18 protein-coding genes are annotated in these 17,261 nt (G+C 53.1%); 10 read left to right on the top strand and 8 right to left on the bottom strand.

The features are described from left to right. Positions 1 to 21: 21 nt before the first annotated feature. Positions 22 to 1,578 (bottom strand): sensor domain-containing diguanylate cyclase, encoded by a 1,557-nt coding sequence (locus tag NR177_RS21230; RefSeq protein WP_256853573.1) that lies wholly within the window; start codon positions 1,576 to 1,578, stop codon positions 22 to 24. An 828-nt stretch (positions 1,579 to 2,406) separates the two neighbouring features. Here NR177_RS21230 and NR177_RS21225 point away from each other — a divergent pair. From NR177_RS21225 to NR177_RS21205, 5 genes are all read left to right on the top strand, one after another. Next, a complete protein-coding gene (locus NR177_RS21225) occupies positions 2,407 to 3,498 on the top strand; it encodes a transcriptional regulator (protein ID WP_256853572.1) in 1,092 nt (363 codons plus the stop codon). A 1-nt stretch (position 3,499) separates the two neighbouring features. Then, the gene (locus NR177_RS21220; protein WP_256853571.1) at positions 3,500 to 5,737 is read left to right on the top strand and encodes a P-loop NTPase fold protein; all 2,238 of its coding nucleotides are present in this window, start codon (positions 3,500 to 3,502) and stop codon (positions 5,735 to 5,737) included. Between the two features lie 576 nt (positions 5,738 to 6,313). After that, positions 6,314 to 6,784 carry a hypothetical protein gene (locus tag NR177_RS21215; RefSeq protein ID WP_256853570.1) on the top strand — a complete coding sequence of 157 codons (471 nt, stop codon included), beginning with the start codon at positions 6,314 to 6,316 and terminating at the stop codon, positions 6,782 to 6,784. 84 nt (positions 6,785 to 6,868) lie between these two features. Then, positions 6,869 to 7,285 carry a hypothetical protein gene (locus tag NR177_RS23910; protein ID WP_306278065.1) on the top strand — a complete coding sequence of 139 codons (417 nt, stop codon included), beginning with the start codon at positions 6,869 to 6,871 and terminating at the stop codon, positions 7,283 to 7,285. After that, positions 7,282 to 7,806, top strand: a complete 525-nt coding sequence (locus NR177_RS21205; protein ID WP_256853569.1) for a hypothetical protein — start codon at positions 7,282 to 7,284, stop codon at positions 7,804 to 7,806. The genes NR177_RS23910 and NR177_RS21205 overlap by 4 nt, the downstream gene beginning before the upstream one ends. Before the next feature lie 215 nt (positions 7,807 to 8,021). Here the strand turns inward: NR177_RS21205 and NR177_RS21200 are convergent, their stop codons facing one another. Together NR177_RS21200 and NR177_RS21195 are read right to left on the bottom strand one after the other, a co-directional pair. Next, the gene (locus NR177_RS21200) at positions 8,022 to 8,306 is read right to left on the bottom strand and encodes a hypothetical protein (protein WP_256853568.1); all 285 of its coding nucleotides are present in this window, start codon (positions 8,304 to 8,306) and stop codon (positions 8,022 to 8,024) included. Between the two features lie 175 nt (positions 8,307 to 8,481). After that, complete coding sequence (locus tag NR177_RS21195) at positions 8,482 to 8,691, bottom strand: hypothetical protein (protein WP_256853567.1); 210 nt, start codon at positions 8,689 to 8,691, stop codon at positions 8,482 to 8,484. Between the two features lie 402 nt (positions 8,692 to 9,093). Here NR177_RS21195 and NR177_RS21190 point away from each other — a divergent pair, with 402 nt between their 5' ends. From NR177_RS21190 to NR177_RS21180, 3 genes are all read left to right on the top strand, one after another. Next, positions 9,094 to 9,735: a hypothetical protein gene (locus NR177_RS21190; RefSeq protein ID WP_256853566.1), complete on the top strand. Its 642-nt coding sequence runs from the start codon at positions 9,094 to 9,096 to the stop codon at positions 9,733 to 9,735. Further along, positions 9,732 to 10,748, top strand: a complete 1,017-nt coding sequence (locus NR177_RS21185; RefSeq protein WP_256853565.1) for a hypothetical protein — start codon at positions 9,732 to 9,734, stop codon at positions 10,746 to 10,748. The genes NR177_RS21190 and NR177_RS21185 overlap by 4 nt, the downstream gene beginning before the upstream one ends. A 94-nt stretch (positions 10,749 to 10,842) precedes the next feature. Further along, entirely contained in the window at positions 10,843 to 11,223 is a 381-nt protein-coding gene (locus NR177_RS21180; protein WP_256853564.1) for a hypothetical protein, read from the top strand. Between the two features lie 37 nt (positions 11,224 to 11,260). Here the strand turns inward: NR177_RS21180 and NR177_RS21175 are convergent, their stop codons facing one another. The 5 genes from NR177_RS21175 to NR177_RS21155 form a co-directional block, all read right to left on the bottom strand. Then, positions 11,261 to 11,554: a DUF1493 family protein gene (locus NR177_RS21175; protein WP_256853563.1), complete on the bottom strand. Its 294-nt coding sequence runs from the start codon at positions 11,552 to 11,554 to the stop codon at positions 11,261 to 11,263. After that, entirely contained in the window at positions 11,548 to 12,006 is a 459-nt protein-coding gene (locus tag NR177_RS21170) for an STM2901 family protein (protein WP_256853562.1), read from the bottom strand. The genes NR177_RS21175 and NR177_RS21170 overlap by 7 nt, the downstream gene beginning before the upstream one ends. A 151-nt stretch (positions 12,007 to 12,157) precedes the next feature. Further along, positions 12,158 to 13,462, bottom strand: coding sequence for a DUF1173 family protein (locus NR177_RS21165; protein ID WP_256853561.1), 1,305 nt, complete (start codon positions 13,460 to 13,462; stop codon positions 12,158 to 12,160). Positions 13,463 to 13,501: 39 nt separating this feature from the next. Continuing rightward, positions 13,502 to 14,020: a phospholipase D family protein gene (locus NR177_RS21160; RefSeq protein ID WP_256853560.1), complete on the bottom strand. Its 519-nt coding sequence runs from the start codon at positions 14,018 to 14,020 to the stop codon at positions 13,502 to 13,504. Between the two features lie 523 nt (positions 14,021 to 14,543). Beyond that, positions 14,544 to 14,765, bottom strand: coding sequence for a KTSC domain-containing protein (locus tag NR177_RS21155; RefSeq protein ID WP_256853559.1), 222 nt, complete (start codon positions 14,763 to 14,765; stop codon positions 14,544 to 14,546). Positions 14,766 to 14,953: 188 nt separating this feature from the next. Between NR177_RS21155 and NR177_RS21150 the strand changes: the two genes are divergently transcribed. Both NR177_RS21150 and NR177_RS21145 read left to right on the top strand, forming a co-directional pair. Then, the gene (locus NR177_RS21150; protein ID WP_256853558.1) at positions 14,954 to 15,157 is read left to right on the top strand and encodes an Hha/YmoA family nucleoid-associated regulatory protein; all 204 of its coding nucleotides are present in this window, start codon (positions 14,954 to 14,956) and stop codon (positions 15,155 to 15,157) included. Between the two features lie 377 nt (positions 15,158 to 15,534). Further along, positions 15,535 to 16,401 carry a RepB family plasmid replication initiator protein gene (locus tag NR177_RS21145; protein ID WP_019105437.1) on the top strand — a complete coding sequence of 289 codons (867 nt, stop codon included), beginning with the start codon at positions 15,535 to 15,537 and terminating at the stop codon, positions 16,399 to 16,401. Positions 16,402 to 17,261: the final 860 nt, after the last annotated feature.

The following is a 17,261-nucleotide window of genomic DNA, read 5'->3' as shown; positions in this document are numbered from 1 at the left end:
ATGCGGACCAGAAAATACCGGTCAGGGTGTGTGTACTGGATACACTGATGTCACCACCCGGTTCCGGCCTCCGTGTTTGGCCCTGTAGAGAAGCTGGTCTGCCAAAGCCAGCGCTTTTTCTCTGTCTTCGCCGAGTTCACAAACACCTGCTGAAATCGTGATGTGTTTCACTTCGGGAAGCTCTACTGTGGCAATGTTTTCACGAATACGGTTTACAACCACTCCGGCTTCGCTCAGCGTTGTGTCTGGAAAAAAAATGACAAACTCCTCACCGCCGAACCGGCAGACAATGTCCTGAGTGCGGCATCCTTTTTTTAATAAACCTGAGACAGCTATCAGTACTTCGTCCCCGGTATCGTGTCCGAACTGGTCATTAACCTGTTTGAAGTGGTCGATATCAAAAAGAGCCAGGGTGTGTAAGCTATCCCCCCCTACAAAAGGCGCAGTGAGTTGATCGAACCCCCGCCGGTTATGAAGTTTCGTCAGATGGTCCGTCAGGGCATCATCGCGCAATACAGAAAATGTTTTATTGATGGTTTTTGAATAAGCCAGAAACGCTTTTTTGAGCCTGTCAGCCTCTCTGTACCAGGCTTTTATTTCATCCATTCCGGATAACCGCCCGGTCGTACCTGAGCGTGTCAGGCGTGCCAGCTTCTCAAGTGGCTTTGAAATCCTGGTGGAAATGTAAAGACTCGCGATGACCAGCAGAAGCGACAGTAGCAGCCCGTAGAGGATCACATCTCTGACGATACGTTTGAGCAGTGCGGCCGTCACGTCAGTTGAAACGCAGACGAACACATGCCAGTTAGTTTTTACAACGTCAGAATAACCCAGCAGGCAGTCCTGATGATTTAACAGGGTTTTCATGGCGCCATATTTTTTCTGTTTCAGCTGCGCCGACAGATCCGGGCTCAGACTGATTCTTTTCCCGGTCAGTGCCTCATCCGGGGAATAAACCACTTCGCCGTTATCGGAAACAATGCTGACAGTCGTTTTATCAGCATAGAAGTGCTGGCTCAGAAGACGACTCAGCATGCTGACCTTTGTAAGATAGATTGAGCCTGCCAGATAACCCAGATATTCGCCCGAGGGGGAATATACCGGGTTCGACAAAAAGATGAGGTAGTTTCCCGTATAGGGGGTGAGGGGTTCAGAAACAAAGGGGCCTTTTTTTACCGCCTGAAGCTGCCCGGGCGCCACACTGAGTAACGTTCCTGACGGGATGAAATTTAAGGGAGAAGCTGCCACAACCTGTCCCTCAGGCGACAGGGCCAGCACGGAACTGAACATATCAGACTGCAGACGGAGCCTGTCAGTCTCATACTGCAAAGCCTGCAAATCCCTGTAACTGGTTATCTGTCCGGCGCTGAAAGCGAGCTCCTTCTGAGCCGTCCGGAACATGTTGTCGGCAGTGTAGGCCAGTTTGCGGGCATACGCATTGCTCGATTCCAGAATACGCTGTTCGGCCAGGTTCCTCAGCACAAAGCCGGTCACTGTGGAAAGCAGGATAATAGTAAGAAGTATGCAGCACACCGAGTGCAGACACAGGAGACTCTTTAGTGAGGGCTTGCTGGGCATCGTTTGTCCCTGATGGCTTATTTTTTTCTACTGAATAAATGCTGGCACAGACAGTTATCAACACAGCAGCGGTTAAACAATCAGTGAAGCAGCACTGCTTTTCATAAGAATACAGCATGGAACCTTTTGCAGACGACAAAGCCAGCTGGCCGTTTCAACTGTACATGTTATGAATTTTATACAGAGCAACACGAGAACAGAGCCGAGCCGCCTTTAAAATCCGTATCACAGGCAAAAGAGGGTCATACTGCAGCAACATCGCTTTACTGAAACGAAAAATCAAGCCTGCCAGTCGTGATGAAGACATTTTATGTCCAGGGAATGCCCACTCCAGCACGACAGTAGCAGCCCGGGCTCACCGACATGTTTAATGAGAATGACCAGACTCAGCGGGTGCTATACCACCATTCGACACAACAATAACTATTCCAGCCGGTAACTGAGGTTAGATTAAGAGCGCCCGGGCAGTACCGAAAACTTCCAGGCTTCTCCACGAAAAAGAGGAAATGAACTATAAGATTATGAATTTAATGAATTAATTAAATAAAACATCCTGCATCTCCTTAATGTTGAAAACTATCTATACCGACAGAATTGAGATCCAACAACACGATCCCTGAAAACAGTAAAAATCATAATCTAGCCACAAATCATAAAGTTAAGTAAATTTCCGCCTCTGGTTCTTTTCGGATCCAGGATGAAAAAGAGATAAAACCATGCAGTACATTTAAAATAATGACATGATGTCATTTTAAAATAAGAATGCTTTTACTTCATTCATTGTGCATTCTATTCCATTACTTTAACCTACATTACGGAAAAGACACCATGCTGAGCCAGCTGACATTACGGTTCCCCCGCAGACTGATCGCCTCACTCAAAAACCGCGCCGCCAGTGAAGAGACGTCCGTGAATGCCCTGGCGGAACGCCTTCTTGAAAGCTCCCTGCAGGCACCGGCACCGGACAGCGAATACCGGACTCTGGTGACCAGCCCGGACGACACTGTCCGCAGCCTTTACCGCAAGATCGTGCTGGGTGAAACCTTTGGCCGTCACGCGCTGACCCGCGCCGAGCTGCGCTTCATTCTCGTCCAGGCCCACGCCGCCTACCGCAGCGCCCCGTACGATGAGTACGTGAATGCGGAGAGGGTAAAGCTGATGCTGACCATGATGTTTGAGATCCTTACCTGGCAGGCCGCAAACGGCGTGCCGGTGGACAGTCACTACATCCGCGGAACCTTCCGGTTCGAGAGCGAGGACTGGGAGAACGAAGGAAGGCAGTTTCTGGCGCAGCTGGAGCCGGTAATCACGGCCGGGTTTGCCGAAATACTTGTCAGGCCGTTTATTATCCCGGCATTCGGGCTTGAGGCCGTCAGCGAGGCGGCGCTGGCCGCGATCTTCAGTACTCCCCGGCTGCTGCAGGTTTTTCCGCTGGTCATGCAGACGCGGGACTGGACTTATGAGGAGCGGAACCGGTTTGCCGAAGAAGTGCGTCCGGAAATTTTTTCCACGGAGCGCTCATTCAGCGCCGGTAATGTGAATATTGACGTGCGTGTGGACGGTCATGATAAAGATGCGCGCGCGTTGCGCTGGTACGACGTCCCACGCCTGTTTGTGCTGATCAGCGGAAAGGACTTCATGATGCCGTTTGAGTGGCCGCACCTGGCCGGGCTTTACCGCATGCTCGCCGCCTGTCGTGACGCTCCGGCCCCCCTGACAACCATGAAGCCCGGCAGCCTGGTCAGCCTCATTCTTCCCAGGCAGGAAGGACAGGATGCCATTGTGAGCTTTGATGCCCTGAGGGTGTTTGTTCCGCTTGACGCGCTTAACCGACTGGCGGCGGAGCTGACGGACGCCATGGATCACGGCCCGCTTGCCGACGCGGTGACGGGTCTGAGACTGCTGTACGGGGATCTCTGAAATGGACATGAGAGAGCGCAGGGTCGCCTCGGGGGCGGGTAATGACCTGCCGGTCAGCACGCCGGAGGAAGACCGTTACGGCTTCAGCTCGCTGGCGGAAAACCTCGCGCACAGCATTTTATCCCTGGACGCCGGGGTCAGCACCGTCATTGGCATAGAAGGGGCCTGGGGAGCCGGTAAAACCAGCCTGCTGAATCTCCTGCGCCTTCGCCTGGTCGAGAACAGACCTGAAAATACGCACATTATTCCCGTTTCGCCCTGGCTCAGCACGACCGGCAGCAGCGTGGAAAATCTGCTGCTGCCGGTTGCGGCTATCCTGAATGAAGAACAGGAAAAACGGTACTCATGGCTGCGGCGTCGGTGGAGGAACGTTCGCAAAAGCCGGGCGTCCGCGCTGGCGACTGACGTGCTGCGTTATGCGCAGCAGGCTTCCGGACGGATAGCCCCTCTGGCAGAGCTGGCCGGTGAGTGGATACCGGGCGGTGGAGTGGCTGCAAAAATCATGAAAAAAGTCTCGGCCGTGGATCTGTCCGCCCGCAGACAGACCACAGCAGCCCTCAGGGCGGAAATTGAAGGCAAAATCGCGGCCCTGGATCTTAACTTTATTGTGGTGCTTGACGATCTTGACCGCCTGGAGCCTGCACAGGCCGTTGAGGTGCTCAGGATGGTGCGATCCGTCGCGGATTTTTCGCGGTTCCGCTACATATTATGCTATGACCCGGCGGTGCTGGGGCATGCCGTGGAGGTCGGGTTAAATGTCCAGAATGGCCGGCATTACCTGCAGAAAATTGTCCCGCTTTCGTTCAGCCTGCCGCGCCCGGAGTCCTTCGACCTGCGTCGCGAATTTCTTAACGACGCTCTTCAGCTTTTTGAAAAAGTGAGCGGCTCAGAGGCTGATTATGCAACTCTTCTTGATATTAAATCCGTGGCAGGCACATTCGGTGCGATGCTGAGCACCCCGCGGGAAGTCAGGCTTACTCTCAGCAGCCTCGCATTCCGCTACCCCCCGCTGAAAGACTACGTATGGTTTCCGGATCTCTGCCGTTTGCAGCTCCTGCGCATCACTGCTCCGGAGCTTTATGACTGGACCGAGCATTATCTCACTGAAAACGCCACGGTGGCGTCAGGGTCAGGTCAGGTTACAGAAAAAGAAGTCGCATCGATAACCCACGAACTTCTTGAACGGCTGTCGACATTACCTGCGGTTTCTCCCCTTACCGTGACCGATCTTGCTCGCTTCTTACCCGGCATAGAGGGGTATGATGAAAAATCGCTGAAACTTTTCATCCCCGCAAACTCCCGCGTAAAAGCAGTTCAGGAGTCAGACAAAAGACTCAGCAGTGGTTTCTACTGGCGATTCTATTTTGCCTTTACTCCCCCTAAAGACGTTCTTTCACCAGACTTTTTTGATGACCTCTTCCGGATGGCCGGCAATACAGCAGCGCCAGAAGAACTTTCAGAGTTCTTGTTTAATCAGATGACGAGTAACGGATTTTCAGGCAGGTGGTGGTTTGATCATATCATGGACAGGTTAACGCCCGAGCTGCTTGAAAGGGCATCACGTGTGCAGTGTCTGGGGTTGCTTGAGTGTCTGTTCCGCAACGGACAGGAAATACTCCGTCGTTATCAGGCGCGCGGAGAGTGGCTCAACATGGGTGATCTTGGAATTAAGGAGCTCGCGGATAAACTGCTTCGCCGGCTTGCGCAGGAAAACCGGAAGGAAGCGCTTAAACTGCTGGAGCATTCGCTCACAGATGAAAAATCATTCTGCTGGACGATCTCTTACCTGCGCCACCTTCTCTGGCAGAACGGGCTTGCCGGCAACCGGCCCGCTTATGAATATGACAGGGTGCTTGATGATGCAGAGCTCAGAAAGCTTTGTGCTAAAACCGCAGCCTGGCTTGAAGTGCCTGAGCACATCGCCCTTCTGTGGAAGCAGGAAGATCCTTCAGACCTCATTTATGCATGGCGCGAAATCAGCACGCCTGAAAGGGTTGCCATGTGTCTGAGTTCCGCAACCAGAAGCGACAGCGATTTTTTGCAGGTGCTTCTGTGGCTCAGATTCAAAGGGATCAGCACAGCGGCCGGGGGATACTATGGGCTGCGAATGAGTGTTGTGCAGGACATTTTTGGCGGAGGAGATGCCGTTTCAGAAAGGCTGAAAGACATCGAATCAGAAGGTAAATTTCCGGAAGAAATCCGGCTGATACGTGAAGCGATTACTATGGGACGAGACTGAGTCACCGTGTGCCTGGGCATGCTGTTGAAGCGAGGGTGAGACATGATGCACGGCAGCCACAACATCCGTGCATCACTTTCACACAGGAAAAGAAAGGTAGTACAAGTGGGGTTCATGCTCAGTGAACAGGATTACTGCCGAATCAGCCGGCAGAAAAGAAGTCCTCCAAGTGATACCACCCTTGCGGCGATTCCTTTACATCTGCGTGGAGATCCCGGAGATCAGGCCCCAAGTTTGCCCCTTTCACGATCATATCTGTTTAATCACGGTTTAAAGTCATTTCAGAATAAATAAAAATAAACACACCGAAACAAATAAGCTGCATGCTGACTATGGCAATAATGAAAGGGGTGTGCAATATATTTAACACTGCATTAACACAGCAACTAATAATCATGAACCTCTGCTCCGCGTAATTTACCCCGCAGAGGAAACATGAATTAGCTTTTATTTCAGCACTAAAAAAACCTGAAAATAAAGGAGGCTGCAGCACCACTCAATACCACCCCGGAAAAACTGTAATACCCATTCTGCGCAGTAAATAAATTTATTTTATCCATGATAAGAGGATACATCGTGAAATTTAAAAATATGACTGTGTTAGCGAGTATGGTTCTGCTGTACTCGGCTCAGGGAATGGCGAGGCAGTATGATGCCGCTGCATCAGGCTTTGCCTTGAGCAATCCTAAAGCCACCTTCCTTCTCGTCGGAGCAGGGGGTGCCGGCGGGGCCGGGGGACAGGGCGGAGCAGGAGGTGCGTTTGGCGGCCAGGGGGGCCAGGGCGGCCAGGGTGGTCAGGGCGGCCAGGGCGGAAATGACGGCAACGGTACCGGCAATTCCAGCCAGAACGGCAACAATTCTAACAACGACAACGGCAGTAAAAATGGCAACGGAGCTAATCAGGGCAACAACAGCAACAACGGCACCGGAAACGCCAACGGCAGTCAGGACGGAAACGGAAATGATGCCGGCAACGGCAGCACTGGCGGCGGTGACAGCAGCGGCGGTGGCGACGGTGGCGACGGCGGTGGCGACGGCGGCGACTAATGTCTGACTGATCATCCTACCACAGCTCCTGCCTTTGCCCGGGCGGGCAGGAGCATTCTGTTTTTCACAGCACAGGAACCGCTTATGAAAAAGACCAGATTCTCTTCAGTTCTGATCGCCGCTGCGCTGACAGCGGCCTATCCGATTTACTCGCTGGCCCAGACTGCCAGTGACGCAGATACCGCATCCTCAGTTCAGCCAACCGTACCTCACTCAGGCAGCGACGGCGTCAAGGGCAGCGGTGATAACGGCGGTGCCGGCGGAAAAGGTGGGGCTGCGGGCCAAGGCACAAACGGTGGCAATGGCGGCAATGGCGGGAACGGGGGAAATTCGGGCAGCACCGGTTCCGGCGACAGCGGAGGTGCCGGAGGTGCCGGGGGTGCCGGTGGTGCCGGGGGTGCCGGTGGTCAGGGCGGAAACGGCGGACAGGGTGGTAACGGGGGAGCCGGTGGCAAAGGCGGCTCGGGAGGCGAAGGTTTTCTGAAAAGGATTTTCCAATGAAAACAGCAGTCATACTGACGTCTTTACTTCTTCTGCCGCAGGCCAGAGCCGGCCTCCACGCCGACCCCTTGTTTACACACCCCGGTATCATACTGATTGATGCTGCGGCCGGTGCCAACGGCGGTCCGGGACAGGACGGGGGCCGAGGGGCTGATGGCGGTCCGGGAGAAAACGGTGGCAGGGGTGGAAACGGCGGCATCGGCGGCAACGGTGGTCAGGGCGGTAACGGCGGAGCCGGCGCAAATGGCGGCAACGGCGGAGATGCCGGTCTGGGAGGCAACGGCGGCAACGGCGGCAATGGCGGCAACGGCCAGAACGGGCAGGCCGGCGGGAACGGCGGGAACGGCGGCAGCGGCAGCATGGGCGGCAACGGCGGCAACGGCGGCAACGGCGGAAACGGGGGTAACGGCAGCAACGGCAGTAACGGGGGCGCTGGCGGGAATGGCGGCAGCGGCGGCAGTATGGGCGACGGCGGAAACGGCGGCAGTGGCGGAGACGGCGGTGGCGACGGCGGCGACTGATCCCGGCATGCATGAGAAAGGCCGCTCTGGCGGCCTTTCTGCGCTTAAGTGCAGGAAATTCGGGCCCTGCCGGCCACACGGGTTGCCGGCAGGGCCGCTTTCACGCCAGACTGGTAGCCTGCCCCCCGTTTACTGATGTGCAGCGTTCATACCCTGGCTTTACAGAAAAAACCGCCCGGAGCATCCTGATCCCGGACACTCTTTGTGAGCCTTTTCTAGGACGCGTCGGTACCGCCATTCGGGTCACCGCCATCATCAGGACCCGGGTCACCACCATCATCAGGACCTGGGTAACCGCCATCATCAGGACCTGGGTAACCGCCATCATTAGGATCACCGGTGTTACCACAGGCACCACACTGTTCTCCGCCTGACGCTTTCAGAATTAAACTCGCGGCTTGCGGGTTCTGAAGCGGGAATTCCGGATGGATAACCGGGGCAGCCCGGCATAATCCGGCTACTAACATCAGTAACAACGCGGACGATCTACGTATTTTCATATTGACCTCAGCTGTTAATGAAACCTGACAAAAGGGCGGGTCACTGCCTGCTCTCAGCACCACTCATCCCCGATGACCCGTCCCGGCCTCCGGGCCCGCCCGAGCCGCCTTTACCGCCTTTACCGCCTTTACCGCCGGGACCGGCATCGCCTCCGTTACCGCAGTTCCCTCCCTCCTAACCGCAGTTTCCGTCTTTGCCGCCGTCACCGTGCCGGCCTCCGGGCGTGTTGTTTCCGCTCCCGCCATTAGCATCGCCAACTTTTAAAAACTGAGCCTGCGGATGGGCGGCATTTGCCTGGATAAAACTGAGATGACCGACAGAGGTGGCGCCGGCAAAACCGGAGAACAGCAGAACCATGAATAGTGCAGACTTAGTTTTTTTCATAATAGCTTCGGATTCAATGATAAGAACGGAAATGCATTACGGAAGAACATATGTAAAGCCACTGCAACTTAAAAATATATCAATCTGCCCCGGGAAATAAACTTACAAAAATTAAATTTAATGTTTCATTTGTTTTATATAATGTAAAAAAATTTCCATCGGTAACATAAAACACAACTATTATACCTAAATGACAACCAACTACTAAAATAGCATTAATACTAAAGCCTCATATTAATAACTTGTTAATTATTAGCGTGTTAATATTAGATAAAAATTTAACAATAAATAAATTCAATAGTTAAACCCCCAAAAATATATAATGAAAATCGCTTACAGCTTTATCTGGTTAAAACAGTAAATACCCGTCGTTCAGCCTCTGCAAAAAAGGAAGTCAGTGAAATGCTTTATATGATGCTCTGCAGTTTTGTAATGGTCATGGGTATGCAGGTGATGTTCAGCCACATGGCAAAAGGGTGGGCCGGACGCACTGCCTGGGACATCACGGAGGGGTTAGCTATTCCTTTCCTTGCGCTGGCTCTGATATCGCCTTTTGCTGTCACGCTGTCATTCCTGGACCGGACCATGAGCTATGACGGGTTTTCCCGCCTGTCACTGAGTTCACAGTGGGCCGTTTTACTCGCAGCCGTGAGCCTCTGCATCATTTATATCCGGCGCGCCTGGCTCGTCACCCGTCGTTTCTGGTACTGCGGCACTATAGTGGCCACGTTACTGCTCACGTTCATCTTTGCCGATAGTCTCTGGTTTGTTTCGGGCGACGGCATCGCCGTGGTGTCCCCCTTTCAACACGGTGAAAATGAAAACAGTGTTGTGGACTGCCCACGCGAAACCATGCTCGTTCATTATGTCAGAGGAGGGCCTTCAGACTGGCGCTGCCCGGAAAATCTCGTGCTGTTGGGTCAATCGCCACGTCCTTTCCTGCCCTGGCCGGACTACCGCAGCGGGCGCAGTCAGCAGCTCTCGGACGCAGTCAGTACGCTCATGGACAGTGCCCGAAGCACGCAGGGGCGTCAGAAACCATGAAGCTGTTTACCTCACCGTTAACCCTGACCGGGCTGCTGCGGATTGCGACGGAAACTGCCGTCGCACTCACCGTTATGCGGCTGGCCCTGACGCACACTCAAATGCCCGTCACAAAAACGGCCGCCATGCTGTTATCCGGTGTGCAGTATGCGGGCGGACTGGTCGTCACCTGCTGTTTTATCGCCGGTCTTTTTTATCAGCGTTACAGGCTGCGCGTGCTTTTATACGGCTTTACCACCTTCACCGTCCTGATGGCCACAGTCGGAAACTTTGCTGACAGCCTTCTGGAGAAGCCTGGTCTGTTGATGGTTATCCTGACCGTCTATGCGTGCTGTCTGACTGTGGGCGCCGTCTGCCAGTTGGCGATCCGGATGGACCATGAGCAGCCTGCCGGCGTCCGGTTCGACACCCCCATGTCGGTAGAAGCGGCCAGACCGGTAACCGAACAGGACCGGCGCGTTATCGCGGCCCATGAAGCCGGACATGCCCTGCTTTATGCCGCCTGGTCACCGCTGCCGGACACGCTCAGAGTACAGGTGAAAAACAGGACCGACGGAAGCCACTCACTGGGTTTTGTAAACAGCGGGGTTCCGCTCGCCCAGCTGACAGAAAAGGAAACCGCCGAGTGGCAAATGCTGCTCTGCCTGGCAGGTACCGCCGGCGAGCGCTGTTACATGAGCCGGGTTTCGCTCGGAGCGGTGAACGACGCCACACGCTGGCTGGACGTAGCCACCGCCTACCTGAGTTGCCATCTCCGCGACGGCGTGTTTTACCCTGAACCGGCTTCGGAGCTGGAAATCGACTGCAATCAGCGTCATCTTGCCGCGCTCAGGAACACCCAGAATGCCCGGCTTGAAGCTTTTTTTGACGTGAACCGGGGGGTGCATGCGCGCCTGACAGAAACGCTGCTGGAAGACGGCTCACAGGCTGGCGCGGCGCTGCTTCCGTTTCTCGCTGACGTGCAGCTGCCTGAGGACTTTCCCCGGGTGAACAATCCCGGCAGCAGTTCCTGAGCCCAGTATTTGTAAACCCCCGGACTGTGCTGCTGCGCCCGGCCGTCCGGTTCTTCATCAGCGCTCTGACTTATTATCTGTGAGGATTACCGACATGACAGGCAAAACAGCAGGCAGACAAAAAACAGTCTCTGAAATCTTCACACTTTTACTGGGGCTGCTTCTTATGTTTTTCGTTTTTTTGGTTTTAAAATCTGCGATGTCAGGCCTGGGATTCACCAAATACCGGAAGGGTCATCTCAGGGAATACGGCACACTGGCACTGGTTAAATCGGACTGCCACTTTTTTGGCGGCGATGACCTGTCCGTGCTGGTTCTGAAAAGCGGCAAAGTTGCGACGGTGGACGGGTGTGTCAGGGCCGAGCCGGGAACTGCCGTTCAGAAACCGGAGTATAACCTCACGCTGAGCGGTGAAGAAGCGGCCAGAACATGGTGCATCGACGGAACCTGCTACTACGAACGGGAGCAGGGGTAAACGCTGCCCCCACGTGACGATACCTGAACGGTCCTGCTTATTCGTAGCGCCAGTGACCTGCGAGAGCGGATTGAATAAGCATATCGATCGTCAGAGGGATGGCCTCGCGCGGGTTTCTTGGGTAATAGCGGCTGAACATTACCTGATCGGAATCCATTCCAAACGCATCAAAGACGTTCTGCAGGCATTCGGCCGCATCTTCCGGGTCCAGCTTCATGTCCAGGTTGAGCGACGTTTCTGGCGTGAGCGTTTTTTTCCGAAACGTCAGCAGGGAACGGCCGTTCCACGGCTCAATGAGCGCCATCACGCGCGCCTGGGTCTCATCTACCATAACTTATCCTCCCCGCGGGCGATGGTGTTATACCGGTTGACCGTGTGAAAGCTGATATCGGCAACATCTCTGGCCAGAATCACCCAGCCCACTACAGGGACCGCACGCCCGATAAAAGTGCTGAGCTTGTGTGTCCATCGTATACGCGCCGTCCAGGGGGGATATCCTCCCACGACAGTGGGGAGCTGAATGCCAAAGGGAAACCTGGCGGTCCGGAATACTCTGCGCGCAGCACGTGAAGCGTAGGATGTGCCCTTTTCCGCATCGCGTGGTTTGGCCCGGGTGGTCAGGACATTTCGCCCGGAAAGGATAGCCACGATCGCGCCGAAGTCATCAACGCCCAGCTGTGCAGCGACTTCCTCGCAGAAAATCATGAAAAAGAGTTCACCTGCGGTCAGGTTTGGTCTGCCCGCGTAGAAGTAGGTGCCATTTATTTCTTCAGTCGTGTCCACTGCCTGCTCCAGCAAGTTCAGCTTCAGTCATCATGTTCGCGCATCTTAAACAATAACCGCCACGTTCTGACCTGACAACCTGACGGTCAGGGACATGACTGTGAGGTTCAGTAATTCAACCGATGCTTCCTTCGTGTATACAAGATCAGATTCAGAGTGAAGGAAATGCCGGCATCTCTGACCTGTCGGCAGCGTTCCAGCACCACCAGTGGCCCGGCCCGTATTCCCTGTCGTAGTGGTCGGTCTTCGCCTGCTTACGCTGCAGGTACTCAGGCGTGTTCATGCCGAAGACCTCCATCGGCAGCGCATCCACGCCGGGAACGTCCTTCAGCACAAAGTCCGGAAACACGTCTTCCTCACCGTCGTAGCGCAGCGGCTTGATGAAGGCGCGTTTTTCCTGCCAGAGCCGGTCTTCCACCATTCCCTCATAGCCCGAATCCAGCGGAATAAAGCGGGGGCTGACCGTCATCAGCGCCACGTCGATGACGGTGCTGCAGCTGGACGGCCGGTTGCGCCCGTCGACGTGTCTGAACGTCGTTTCGGGCGGTTCCGTTTCCGCAATGACCACAACTTTCATTCCCCGGCTCCAGTCGCCCAGCTCGCGGCCAAAGCTCCTCTCCAGGCGCAGGCGCACGTCTTCCGGCAGCATCAGGTCAGGGAAGCCGAAAAACAGCCCCAGCGGGAGCGTGGTCTGCAGCCGTGCTTCCGCAGCCTCATTCCGGCTGGCCAGCACGGACACCACGATGAGCCGCCGTTTGTTCTTTTCGGCCACTCTCAGGTGTTCCCAGTTTGAAATGACCTGCGGCGTACCCTTCATGGCCATTAGCAGCAGCGATTCCTGCAGCGGCACGCGGCCCACGCGTATCCGGCCCGCCGTCTGCTGCAGGCGCCAGCTCACCCAGCCGGGCGTGCGTTTCTTTTTATCGAAGGCGGGATGCCAGACGTTGATGCCGGACTGTTCCCACAGCAGGTGAAGCAGCCCCAGAAGGCGCATCGAGGGCCGGCGCTTACGCTTCACCGCTTCATCAACAGACACGTCTTCAGCCAGCTTTACCTCTGACGGGGCTTTTTTCTGCAGGCCGGTGGGCAGCCGGACCACGATGGTGCCGTCCGCGGCGGAGCGTACTGCATTCCCCTGATAAATCTCCGCCTGCCGTTCGTCTGACCACACCGAATAAAACCGGCAGTCAGGCTTGTGCTCATTGCCCGTAAAAGCATATGAAGAGAGCCAGCAGCGTTCAGTCTCCCGGGAGTAGTGCACCTTCAGGCGGCGTTTTACGGGGTCCGTCTCTGCCGGCAGGCAGCTGCAGGTGACCACCGTGGTCTTTTTGTTGTCGCGGGCATACTTCAGCCAGCGCTGCCAGACAGGCGTTTCGTTCTGCTGAAAAGCTTCTGAGGCCTCGTGGTGGCCACGCTGACCGGTGAAGTAAACCGGATACACTTTTTTCTTAGTCATATACAGCCCGCCTTACCGGCAATATTATTTATATTGTTATTATCGGCTGCACTGTAGAGGCGATGATTCCGCCCAGAGCCGGTTAAATTCATCCTGATACTGCTTACTCACTGACAAAGTATCTCTGATAACCAGCGTATTTTCAGCATTACGCTTTTCAGCCGACGAGGTGTAATTAAAAGAGCCCGTCTGCACGCCGTGATTTCCTGTCACAATAAATTTGTTATGCATAATACTGTACTGCGAATCTGTTCTGACCTGGACACCAGAACAGGCCAGCTCATTAACCAGCGACCAGCGGTCGTGACTTTTCTTTTCGTCGGCCACTAATCTTACAGGGACACCGCGGCGCGAGAGCTGCAGAAGCACTTCTGCCACAGGCTCGCTGGTAAATTCGTACGCAGCCACGTCAGCAGAACCCGTAGCGGAGCGGATGAAGTCGGTGATGAGTTCCTGCGCAGTGCCGCCCGGTGAAAAACCCGCCTGGAGGTCAGATTCAGAACAGGAATAAAAGGGAGCTGTCAGAAGAAGCAGACAGCAACTGTTTATTTTTATCATTATTTATCCACCCTGTTTAATCAGGGATTAATAATAGCTCCGGTACGTTCAACAAATAAACAATATCTTTTCACAATTAAAAAATTTTAATAACTTATAACAATTATCGACTGAAGTAATGAATTCCCTTTCCGATAATCTGAATAAAAGATACAGAGAGGATAATATGAACCAGTTTCATGAAATTAATTTACTGACATCACGTGGTGATATTAATGGTGCACTGTCGCTGATAAATTGCTGGACCGAAAGCGTTGCACGTAAGATCATGAAAAAGGCCGGATACCCGGTCCCTTCAGACAGAGGGCGTTCTTTCTGGCTGTGGGTCCAGCAGACGCTGATGCAGGCCGTCCGTGAAAAGCGAAGTGGTTACACGCGGCGTTTCTCACGTTCGTTCAGCTGCGTCAGGCACAGAGCGCAAAATGATTATGAGGAATATGTACGCATGATGGCAGAGCCGGTCATGAATGTTGGTCCTGCCGGTAAAAGTGAAGACATCTTTCCCTGCCAGGCTGATAATCCTTCAGAAGCTGAGTTTTCCCCGCAGGGAAGTGTAATGGCCATCGATACTGGTACGGAAGTAGGCATCCGGATCGCTGGCTTTGCAGAAGGTGTGATAAACACGTACCGGCACGCTGAGCCAGCGGCGGCTGGTCCCGTTGCGATATTCCAGCTCGAGAAGGCCTGTGCTGACGTCGTAGCACACAAGACTGAAAATCGAAGAGTTGATGGTATGCGGTTTCATTTCCCTGCCCGTTCTTTACTGTCACTCAGTGTTGAAGCTTTCCGCTCCAGAGTATTCAATACTGATTGATCAGGCCTTTGTGGCCACTTTAAAATCCTTATTTAAGAAAAAAAGATTTTCTCTCACAAAACGACCTGCCGTTCACAAAGGCTGTCCGGCAAGCTGCTGCCACAATTATAAGGAAAAATATGACAAAAACAGACTGGCTCATGAGATTTCGCCGCTGCCGTTCAGCGGAGACGCTTGAAGCCGTGTATGAACATCTGTTGTATTCAGACCACACTGAAGAACAATATGAAATCACCCGAGCCTACGATCACCGTAAGGCGGAACTGGCCACAGGTAAGCTGTATGACTGTGTTCCTCCTCATGTGTGGAAATTCGTAGAGTGAACCTGCTACATAAGCTTTTCATCAGAAACTGGCTAAACGAATACAAATTTTTTGTGTTCGTTTAGCCAGTTGAACAAGCCGAAGGCGCGTTAGTAAAGATGGTCGTTTATCCACATGTGCACAGGCTCGATCCAATAAATATTCCAGTAAGATCCTTATAGCTCCAAATAGATCCCGCTATCTCTCAGACCTTGTGGTGACTGACTTCAAGCTAATTACAGATGTGTGCTGGTGGGATAAACATGTGTGCTGGCGGGAAGAACATGTGTGCTGATGGGCTGGTAATGTGTGCTGTTGGGATGTAATGTGTGTGCTGTTGGGATAGAGGTGATCTTTACTCACAGTAAGATCCTGTGACTACTAAGTGAGATAATTATATGAAAGATGAGTCATTTATCGGTGATGCACTTTACAGTGACATGGTCAGTAAAGACAAACAACTCACAGTTAATTCCAATAATACCGTCCAGCCTGTAGCGCTTATGCGCCTTGGCGTTTTTGTTCCTAAGCCCACAAAATCTCAGGGCGAAAATAATGTAGTGGATGCATCTGAATTATTCTCACAGTTAGAGATAGCCCGGGCTGAAGGCTATGATCACATCAACATTTCTGGGCCAAGGCTCAATATGGACAGTGATTTTAAGGTCTGGATTGGAGTAATTTATGCCTTCAGCAAGTATGGTCTGGCATCAAACAAAATCGAACTGAAGTTCACTGAGTTTGCCAAAGGGTGTGGATTTTCTGCTAAACGAATTGACGCCCGACTCCGGCTTACCATTCATGAGTCTTTGGGCAAACTTCGTAATAAATCAATCTCTTTCAAACGCGGGAGTGATGCGAGGGGAAGTTATCAGACAGGCCTTCTGAAGACCGGTTATTTTGATGCTGAGAGAGATATTGTCCAGCTGGAAGCTGATGAAAAACTGTGGGAGTTGTTCCAGTTAGACTACAGAGTCCTTTTGCAGCATCACGCCATTAAAGCACTTCCAAAGAAGGAAGCCGCCCAGGCTATTTATACTTTTATTGAAAGTCTTCCTGCCAATCCGATTCCAGTCAGCTTCTCAAGACTGCGCGAGCGCCTTTCTCTCAGCAGTTCTGTCAGTGAACAAAACCGTACGATCAAAAAGGCGCTTGAGCAGTTACAGAATATCGGCTATCTGGAGTTTTCGCTCGTCCGTAAAGCCCGCGAAAACTTTGTTATCATTCATAAACGTAACCCCAAGCTGAAACCTTCCGATATCTGAGTGTGTGCTGATGGGATAAATACGTGTTCGTCACGGTAGTGTCCGGCTCTGAAGCAACGTTCCTGCCGGTGAACCCGCCAGCACACATACTCAGCTTTTCTATGAATACGCGCCTGTCACCACACATATTCATTTCTCTATGGTGAGTTAGTACCTGTCAGCACACATATTCGGTCATTGAATAGGGATTTTCCCCGCCAGCGCACATTTTTGCACGTTAAACACAGAATTTTTACCCGCCAGCACACACTCCAGGCTGGTTGCTTCTTCGTTATCATTCATCAGGACAACTCGCAGATATCTGCTGCCCGCCAGCACACATATACCCCTGTTTCTAATGCATGTGAGATACCCGCCAGCACACATAATTGCATCTCAGCACGTAACTTACACCCTCTAGCACACACATTTGTGTGTCCTAAACCCGTCAGCACACACCGGGCACTGGATTACTTCATCTATGCCCGTCAGCGCACATACTTTCAGGTTCATCTCCGTTGAATCCGCAGCAGCGTATTTTAGCGCAGAGAGCGGAACCATCCCGCCAGCACACATATCTAGGTATTTGGTTAAGAAATTGTTTGTCCGGCCGTAGATTTGTCGTCCTGGCCTGGTTATGTCTGGCTGTATCGATGCCCGTTGAAGAAAGGATGCTGGTCATTCTGCTTGCTCATGTACACGGAATGGTTTCCCCGCCAGAACACACATGTGTTCATTACGTATACATCATCCCTCTGACCTGCCCCCAGGATTAGATACAAAGCTCAGTTAGTAATGTCGGATCCTTCACTCTCAGAATTACCCTTTCTCCAGCTCGCTGCAAATTCAGACGGCGTCTGATAATTCAGCGTGGAGTGCGG

It is taken from the genome of Pantoea sp. Fr+CA_20, assembly GCF_024520835.1.
In the GTDB taxonomy this organism is placed as follows: Bacteria; Pseudomonadota; Gammaproteobacteria; order Enterobacterales; family Enterobacteriaceae; genus Pantoea; species Pantoea allii.
Note: the sequence above shows the minus strand (reverse complement) of the source record. Positions and strands in the feature narration are given on the sequence as shown.